General features: G+C 64.7%; 7 protein-coding genes. 6 read left to right on the top strand and 1 reads right to left on the bottom strand.

Features of this window, described 5'->3' with window-relative positions; all coding sequences use genetic code 11:
• From AC2FMM_RS17385 to rarD, 6 genes are all read left to right on the top strand, one after another.
• Window positions 1-1846, top strand: a 1846-nt coding sequence (locus tag AC2FMM_RS17385) for a GcvT family protein (protein WP_496797255.1), incomplete at its 5' end; no start/stop codon positions are given.
• A gap of 39 nt (window positions 1847-1885) precedes the next feature.
• Window positions 1886-2932 (top strand): alcohol dehydrogenase family protein, encoded by a 1047-nt coding sequence (locus tag AC2FMM_RS17380; RefSeq protein WP_496797254.1) that lies wholly within the window; start codon window positions 1886-1888, stop codon window positions 2930-2932.
• Between the two features lie 10 nt (window positions 2933-2942).
• Entirely contained in the window at window positions 2943-3839 is an 897-nt protein-coding gene (locus tag AC2FMM_RS17375; protein WP_496797253.1) for a homocysteine S-methyltransferase family protein, read from the top strand.
• Between the two features lie 10 nt (window positions 3840-3849).
• Window positions 3850-4821 carry a GlxA family transcriptional regulator gene (locus tag AC2FMM_RS17370; RefSeq protein ID WP_496689602.1) on the top strand — a complete coding sequence of 324 codons (972 nt, stop codon included), beginning with the start codon at window positions 3850-3852 and terminating at the stop codon, window positions 4819-4821.
• Between the two features lie 90 nt (window positions 4822-4911).
• Window positions 4912-7365, top strand: a complete 2454-nt coding sequence (locus AC2FMM_RS17365; protein ID WP_496797252.1) for a GcvT family protein — start codon at window positions 4912-4914, stop codon at window positions 7363-7365.
• Between the two features lie 263 nt (window positions 7366-7628).
• Complete coding sequence (gene rarD / locus AC2FMM_RS17360) at window positions 7629-8534, top strand: EamA family transporter RarD (RefSeq protein ID WP_496680381.1); 906 nt, start codon at window positions 7629-7631, stop codon at window positions 8532-8534.
• Here rarD and AC2FMM_RS17355 read toward each other — a convergent pair.
• Window positions 8525-9238, bottom strand: coding sequence for an SGNH/GDSL hydrolase family protein (locus AC2FMM_RS17355; protein ID WP_496689604.1), 714 nt, complete (start codon window positions 9236-9238; stop codon window positions 8525-8527). The genes rarD and AC2FMM_RS17355 overlap by 10 nt on opposite strands.

Genomic DNA, 9238 nt, shown 5'->3' with positions numbered 1-9238 from the left:
TGTCGTCAACGCCGCCGGCTACTATGCGCAGCGCGTGGGCGAATGGTTCAAGCCCTTTGGCGGCCGCACCGTGCCCGCGATGGTCATGAGCCACCAGTATCTGCTGACCGAGGAAATCCCCGAGATCGAGGCTTGGTCCAAGGAAAACGGCGGCAAGCTGCCGCTGCTGCGCGACGTTGATGTGTCCTACTACCTGCGGCAGGAAAAGAACGGCTTCAACCTCGGCCCCTACGAGCCCAACTGCAAGGGCCACTGGATGACCGAGGACGACCCGATGCCAGAGGATTTCAGCTTTCAACTGTGGAACGACGATCTGGACCGGATCGAGGACATCGTCACCGACGCGATGGAGCGGGTACCGCTGATGGCGACCTCGGGCGTGGGGCGGGTGATCAACGGGCCGATCCCCTATGCGCCCGACGGCCTGCCGCTGATCGGCCCGATGCCCGGCGTCAAGAACGCGTTCGAGGCGCATACCTTCACCTTCGGCATTGCCCAGGGCGGCGGTGCAGGCAAGGTGCTGGCCGAGTGGATCGTGGATGGCGCCACCGAATGGGACATGTGGGCCGTCGATCCGCGCCGCTATACCGACTACACCGATCAGGACTACTGCAACCAGAAAGGCATGGAGGTCTATGGCAACGAATACGCCATGCACTTCCCCCGTCACGAATGGCCCGCCGCGCGCGACAAGAAGCTGTCGCCGGTGCATGCCAAGGTCAAGGAACTGGGCGGCGTCATGGGCGTCTACAACGGCTGGGAGCGCGCCAACTGGTTCGCGCAGCCGGGCGACGACACTTCCGAGGAAAGCACCCACACCTGGGGCCGCTCGGGCCCGTGGGAGCAGCGGATCAAGGAAGAATGCGAGGCCGTGCGCGACCATTGCGGCGTGCTTGACCTGCCGGGTTTCTCGCGCTTCGTCGTCAAGGGCGAGGGCGCGGCCGAGGCGCTGCGCGGGCTGGTCACCGGCGGCCTGCCCAAGGTGGGGCGGATCAACCTCGTCTACATCGCCGACGACCGCGGCCGCATCCTGACCGAGATGTCCTGCATGCGTCTGGGCGAGGATGACTTCGTGATGATCACCGCCGCCACCGCGCAATGGCACGACCGCGACATCCTTGTGAACGCGATGCCCGCGGGCGTCACGGTCGAGGACGTGACCACCACCCGCGACACGTTGATCGTGACCGGGCCAAAATCGCGCCAGATCCTGTCGGGCCTGACCGATGCCGACCTCTCGCTGGGCTGGCTGACCCATCAGGCCGCCACCGTGGCCGGGCAACCCGCCCACCTGATCCGCGTCTCCTTCGCCGGCGAACTGGGCTGGGAGGTGCATGCGCTGAACGAGCACATGCCCGCGATCTATGACGCGATCCTCGCCGCGGGGGCCAAGCCGTTCGGCATGTATGCGTTGAACAGCCTGCGCATCGAAAAGGGCTATCGCGCGTGGAAGGGCGATCTGAGCACCGACTACTCGCTGCTCGAAGGCGGGCTGGAGCGCTTCGTCAAGTTCGACAAGCCGCAGGATTTCCCGGGCAAGGCCGCGTTGCTGGCGGAAAAGCAGCAAGGCGTCAAGAAACGCTTCGTTACCCTGATCGTCGAGGCCGGGGACTGCGACGCGCCCTACATGTCCTGCATCTGGAAGGATGGCGAGATCGTGGGCGAGACCACCTCGGGCGACTGGGGTTATCGCGTGAACGCCTCGATCGCGCTGGGCATGGTCCGCAGCGATCTGGCGGTTCCGGGCACCGAGCTCGAGGTCGAAATCTATGGCGAGAAGTGCCGCGCCGTGGTTCAAGAGGACAAACCCCTCTGGGACCCCGAAAACGAACGCCTGCGAGCCTGACCTCTGGCTCGGCCCGCCGTTGTCGAAAGGACAAGACCAATGAGCAAGACCATGCAGGGTGTCTATCTGACCCGGCACGGCGGGCCCGAGGCGCTCGAATGGCGCGAAGACATCCCTGTTCCGGTCCCAGGGCCGGGGCAGGTGCTGGTCCGCGTAGCCGCGGCCGGCGTCAACAACACCGACATCAACACCCGCATCGGCTGGTATGCGCCAGAGGTCACTGGGGCAACAGATGCGGTCGATCATGATGTCGAGGCCGGAGGCTGGGGCGGCGCCCTTTCGTTCCCGCGCATTCAGGGCGGCGACCTGTGCGGCATCGTCGAACAAGTCGGCCCCGGTGCCGGCTTCAAACCGGGCCAGCGCGTGACCTGCCCGATCAACCTGCCGCGTCCTAGGCCGGGCAACCCGACAGGCTTCATCGCGCTGGGCTCGGAAATCGACGGAGCCTTTGCGCAGTATTGCCTGCTCGAGGCCGACGACCTCTATGACGTCACCGCCTCGCCCCTGTCGGACGTGGAAATCGCCGCCATCCCTTGCGCGTTCGGCACAGCCGAAAACCTGCTGAACCGCGCAGGCGTGACCGCAGGGCAGAAGGTGCTGATCACCGGCGCCTCGGGCGGCGTCGGGCTGGCGGCGGTGCAACTGGCCGCCCTGCGCGGGGCCTCGGTCGCGGGCGTCACCAGCGCGGCCAAGGCGGATACCGTCCGGGCGCAGGGCGCTTCGGAAACCTTCGAGCGCGACGCACCGCTGCCGCGCGACGCGTTCGACGTGGTGATCGACGTGGTCGGCGGCCCGGCCTTTCCCGGCCTGATCCGGGCGCTGAAACCGGGCGGTCACTATGCTGTGTCCGGCGCCATCGCCGGGCCGATCGTGCAGGCCGACCTGCGCGAGATCTACCTGCGCGACATCACCATCCACGGCTGCACCCATCAGGCCTTCGAGGTCTTTGGCCGGCTGGTCGAGATGATCAACGCAGGCCGGATCCGGCCGCTGGTGGCGAAAACCTACCCCTTGCGCGACATCGCCAAGGCGCAGGAGGATTTCCAGTCCAAGGCCTTTCCGGGCAAACTGGTGCTAATACCCTAAGGAGTTGCATATGAGCGATATCACGCTGCTGGATGGCTCGATCGGGCAGGAACTGGTGAAACGCAGCGGCGACCGGGCGACGCCGCTCTGGTCCACGCGGGTGATGATCGACCACCCCGACCTTGTGGGCGAAGTCCATGCCGACTATTTCCGGCGCGGCGCCACTATCGCGACCACCAACACCTACGCCGTGCACCGCTCGCGCCTTGTGAGGGTGGACATGGAAGACCAGCTGCCCGCCTTGATCGACACCGCGCTGGCCCAAGCCGAACGCGCCCGCGCCCAGTTTCCGCAAGGACGCATCGCGGGCTCTCTCGGCCCTTTGCTGGCCTCGTACCGCCCAGATCTGAACCCTGACCCGGTTGACGCGGCGGAAAAATTCCGCGAGATCGTGCAGATGATGGCCGATCGTATCGATCTGTTTCTGATTGAAACCGTCTCGTCAGTGCAGGAGGCCGAGGGCGCGCTGCGCGGCACCGAAGGCTGCGGCAAACCGGTCTGGCTGGCGCTGACCGTGATGGATGACGACGGCACCCGCCTGCGCTCCGGCGAGGCGCTGGGCGACATTGCCCCGCTGGTGGAGCGCTTCGCCCCCGAGGCGGTTCTGATCAACTGCTCGCGCCCCGAGGCGATCCCGGCCGCGCTCGAGATCATCAAGGACTTCGGGCGGCCCTTCGGCGCCTATGCCAACGGCTTCACCCGCATCTCCGAGGGGTTCCTTCAGGACGCGCCCACCGTGGACGCGCTGGAACAGCGGCAGGATCTGGGCCCAGAGGCCTACGCCGATCACGCGATGGGCTGGGTCGCGCAGGGGGCCACGATCGTCGGCGGCTGCTGCGAGGTCGGCCCCGATCACATCGAGGCACTGGCGGGCCACCTGCGCGCGGCGGGTCACCGGATCGTCTGAGGGGGAAGGCTTGGCAGAGCGGACGGCACCCTTTCCCGAACGGCAATGGCAGGTGGACATCCTCGTCGCCGACGGGTTTGTGCTGACCGAACTGGCCGGGGTGGCCGACGTGCTGCGTATCGCCAACCGGGTCTGCCCTGTGCCGCCCTTTACCTATACCTACCGCTCGCTCAGGGGCGGCACGATCGCCTGCCGCGCCGGGGCTTATGTCGAGACCGAGCCGGTGATCCGGCAGCCCACTGCGGATTACCTCTTCGTCATCGGCAACACCGACCCGGACCACCCCGACCTGTCGCTGGCGCGGGTGATCTCGGACTATACCCACCGCGGCGCGCAGGTCTTTCTGCTGGCCGAGGCCGCCAGCCGCTACATCAAGGACAAGGGCGCCGAGGATCACGCGACGCATTGGGAAAACGCCTCGTTCCTGCGCGAACGCGGGGCGGGATTCAACGCCAAGTTCTCGATCGCGACGGAACACGGCCCCGTCGTCACCTGCGCCGGAATGGGCGCGACCGTGGATGTGACGCTGGCGCTGATCGGCCGCCATGTCTCGGGCGCGGCGAAGATGACCGTCGCTGACATCATGCTGCATGAAAACATCCGCGATTTCGGCTCGATGCAGCCCTTCTCGGGCGTCAATGCGACCACCACCGGCGACGACAAGCTGGACCAGTGCATCAAGATCATGCAGGCCAATATCGAAGACCCGGTGCCGATCAACGAGATCGTCGCGGCCCTCGGCCTGTCGAACCGCTCGCTGGAGCGCAAGTTCAAGACCTATCTCGGCGCCACGCCTAACGGGTTCTATCGCGAAATGCGGCTGGCCAAGGCCAACAACCTGCTGTTGAACACCACCATGAGCGTGCGCGAGATCGGGCTGGCCTGCGGGTTCCCGAACGGGTTCTCGACCATCTACAAAAGCGTCTACGGCGTTACCCCCTTCGTCATGCGCCGTCAGAGGCGCACGCCCGGCTCACGGTGATTATCGCCGGTTTCGTGACGTTTTTGATGGATTTCCTGCCGCCTTCCCGTGGCAGACTTCGCGCAAGACCCAAGATTCGGAGACATCGGAATGGTTGATCTTCCCAGCAAGGCCCGCGTGGTCATCATCGGCGGCGGCGTGATCGGATGCTCGGTCGCCTATCACCTGACCAAAAAAGGGTGGAAAGACGTGGTGCTGCTGGAACGCAAGCAGCTGACCAGCGGCACCACCTGGCACGCGGCGGGCCTGATCGCCCAGCTGCGCGCCACCGCCAACATGACCAAGCTGGCGAAATACAGCCAGGAACTCTACGGCTCACTCGAAGAGGAAACCGGCGTCGCCACCGGCTTCAAACGCTGCGGCTCGATCACCGTGGCGCTGACGGAGGAGCGCAGGGAGGAGATCTATCGCCAGGCCACAATGGCCCGCGCCTTCGGAGTCGAGGTCGAGGAGATCTCGAACGAGCGGGTGGCTGAACTGTATCCGCATCTCAATCTGGATGGGGTCAAGGGCGCGGTCTATCTGCCGCTGGACGGCCAAGGCGACCCGGCCAACATCGCGCTGGCGCTGGCCAAGGGCGCGCGTCAGCGCGGCGCCATCGTCAAGGAGCGGATAAAGGTCACCGATATCGCCAAACAGGGCCGCCGCGTTACGGGTGTGGACTGGGTGGCCGACGACGGCAGCGACTCGGGCCATATCGAATGCGACATGTTGGTCAACTGCGCCGGCATGTGGGGGCATGAGGTCGGCCGCATGGCGGGCGTGAACGTGCCGCTGCACGCCTGCGAACATTTCTACATCGTGACCGAGAATATCGAGGGCCTGACCCAGCTTCCGGTGCTGAGGGTGCCGGACGAATGCGCCTATTACAAGGAAGACGCCGGGAAAATCCTGCTGGGCGCCTTCGAGCCCAACGCCAAGCCCTGGGCGATGGACGGCATCCCCGACAGTTTCGAGTTCGACCAGCTGCCCGAGGATTTCGACCATTTCGAACCGATCCTCGAGGCCGCCTGCAACCGCATGCCGATGCTGGCCGAGGCGGGGATCCACACCTTCTTCAACGGCCCCGAGAGCTTCACGCCCGACGATGCCTATCACTTGGGCCTTGCGCCCGAGATGGACAACGTTTGGGTCGCCGCCGGCTTCAACTCGATCGGGATCCAATCGGCGGGCGGCGCGGGCATGTCGCTGGCCGAATGGATGGACAGCGGCGAGAAACCTTTTGACTTGGGCGATGTGGACATCAGCCGGATGCAGCCCTTCCAGGGCAACAGGAAATACCTGTTCGAACGCTCCAAGGAAACGCTGGGTCTGCTTTATGCCGACCACTACCCCTATCGTCAGAAGGCCACAGCGCGCGGTGTGCGCCGGACGCCGTTCCACCACCACCTGAAAGAACACGGGGCAGTGTTCGGTGAACTGGCAGGGTGGGAGCGCGCCAACTGGTTCGCGAACGAAGGGCAGGAGCGCGAATACCGCTACGGCTGGAAGCGCCAGAACTGGTTCGAGAATTCGGCCGCCGAACACCGTGCGGTGCGCGAGAACGTGGGCATGTACGACATGTCCTCCTTCGGCAAGATCCGGGTCGAAGGCCCTGATGCCGAAAAATTCATGAATTATGTCGGCGGCGGCGACTATGCCGTGCCCGTGGGCAAGATCGTCTATACCCAGTTTCTCAACCGCCGCGGCGGGATCGAGGCCGACGTGACCGTCACCCGCCTTTCCGAGACAGCCTATCTGGTGGTCACCCCGGCGGCGACGCGTCTGGCGGACCAGACGTGGATGATGCGCCACGCAGGGAACTACAACGTGGTCATCACCGATGTCACCGCGGCCGAAGGCGTTCTGGCGGTGATGGGGCCGAATTCACGGGCCTTGCTGGAAAAGGTATCGCCCAACGACTTCTCGAACGCGGCAAACCCCTTCGGCACCGCGCAGGAGATCGAGATCGGCATGGGCCTCGCCCGCGCCCACCGCGTCACCTATGTGGGCGAGCTGGGCTGGGAGATCTACGTCTCGTCCGACATGGCGGGCCACGTCTTTGAAACGCTGCACGAGGCGGGGCAGGACATGGGGCTGAAGCTGTGCGGCATGCACATGATGGACAGCTGCCGGATCGAAAAGGGTTACCGCCATTTCGGCCACGACATCACCTGCGAGGATCACGTGGTGGATGCCGGGCTTGGCTTTGCCGTCAAGGTGGACAAGGGTTGTAACTTCATCGGCCGCGAAGCGGTGATCGCCCGCAAGGAAAGCGGCCCGAAATCGCGCCTGGTGCAATTCCGCCTGACCGATCCCGAGCCGCTGCTTTTCCACAACGAACCGATCATCCGGGATGGCGAGTATGTGGGCTATCTCAGCTCGGGCAACTATGGTCACACGCTGGGCGGTGCCATCGGTTTGGGCTACGTGCCCTGCGAGGGGGAAAAGGCTGCGGACGTGCTGGCTTCGACCTACGAGATCGACGTGTGCGGAACGAAAGTCCGGGCCGAGGCGTCGCTCAAGCCGATGTATGACCCGAAATCCGAACGGGTGAAGGTGTGACCTGCCGGATTGGTGGGGGCTCTGCCCCGCCGCCTTCGGCGTCTCCCCCGGGATATTTTCAGCCAGATGAAGTGGGCTCTCCCCTTCTTCATCTGGCCCCAAATATCCCGGAGCGCGAGGCAGAGCCTCGCAAAATATTCTTCAAACAAGGCGGGACGTGTCGTGTCCGATCAAGACCCGTGATGGCGGACGCAACAGAAATCCGTATTCCCTTCGCCGCGCAACCTGCCATATGAACCGGGTACAACGCTCGGAGAACCTGAATGGCGCAGCCCGCATTCACCACCGACTCTGGGGACACGCCCAAGGGGCTGGCCCTCGCCGTCACGGCCTATCTGCTGTGGGGGTTCCTGCCGCTTTACATGAAGGCCATGGCGCATATTTCTCCGGTCGAAGTGGTGGCCCATCGGATTATTTGGTCGGTGCCTGTTGCGGGGCTGCTGCTGATCGCGCTGGGCCGGACTGGCGATCTGAAGGCTGCTCTGCGTGATCCGGGCATGCTGGGAATGGCTTGCCTGACTGCTGCGCTGATCTCGGTGAACTGGGCTATCTATGTCTGGGCCATTGCCAGCGGCAACGCTTTGGATGCGGCGCTGGGGTATTACATCAACCCACTGTTCAGCATTGCGCTGGGGGCGATCCTGTTGCGGGAATCTTTGACGCGCACTCAAAAGATCGCTGTTGGTCTGGCGGCCCTGGGCGTGCTGGTTCTTATCCTCGAGGCCGGGCGCCTGCCTTGGGCCGCCTTGGGTCTGATGATCAGCTGGGGGTTCTATGCCTTTTTCAAGCGGTCTCTGCCCATCGGGCCGAACCAGGGTTTTCTGCTCGAGGTGCTGATCCTGTTGGTGCCGGCGCTGGCCTATGTGACCTGGCTGGGTGCCATGGGCGAAGGGCATTTTGGTTTGGTGGCCAGCGACACTTTGCTTCTGGCGGGCGCAGGAATCGTCACGGCGGTGCCTCTGCTGGTCTATGCCAACGGGGCCAAGATGGTGCGGCTGTCGACCATGGGCATCCTTCAGTACATCGCGCCAACGATGATCTTCATCACCGCGATCACCGTTTTCGGCGAGCAGGTCGACCGGGGACGGATGATTGCATTTCCGCTGATTTGGTCGGCGCTGGTGGTGTATTCACTGCCGATGATCCGGCAGGTGCGCGGTCAGGCCTGATCGAGGATTAACCGAGCCACCTGCTGCGCCCAGAGAGCATAGGCCTTGGGGCTGGGGTGGTACCCGTCCGGTGCGGCCAGGGCCGGATCGTCCGGCAGAGTCAGGGCCAGGTGTCGCGCTTGCGGATACCGGCTCATGGCCTTTTGCAACCCGGTGTCCAGACGCGCCGCTTGTCGGCCCAACACCCAGGCCAAAGGCTGCGGCAAGGCCGGAAACCGCTCCATCTGTGGGACGCCGGTTGCGATGATACGACGGACACCCAGGTCGCGGGTGAGGCAGTCAAACAGATCGGATTGGTGTTTCTGGAACTGTTTGACCGTCGCACCACGGGTCACGTCATTCACCCCAAGCGCGGTGACGGCAACGTCGAAGGAATCGGTCATGTCACTCAGTGCCTCGATCGTGTCCCGCGTGGTGTGACCGGTGGTCGCGATCAGGCACCACTCGACGCTGAAATGCGGTGCAAGCTGGCGGATCAATTGCCCCGAGAGCGCCTGATCCTGGGTGCCGGCGCCGACGCCCGCCGCCGAGCTGTCGCCGGCAATCAGCAGGCGTAGTCGGGGGCCTTTTCCATGACGCCCCTCGCGCGGGCCGGATGGCTCGGGCAGTCGCAGCGCGCGTTGGCGCACCAGTAAGGCCTGCACCGCCAGCAGCGGAAGCAGAGGCAGTCGGGCGATCTGGTCCACGCCGACGGGGGCAGCCAT

The organism is Ruegeria sp. BHSC043 (assembly GCF_059612985.1).
Note: the sequence above shows the minus strand (reverse complement) of the source record. Positions and strands in the feature narration are given on the sequence as shown.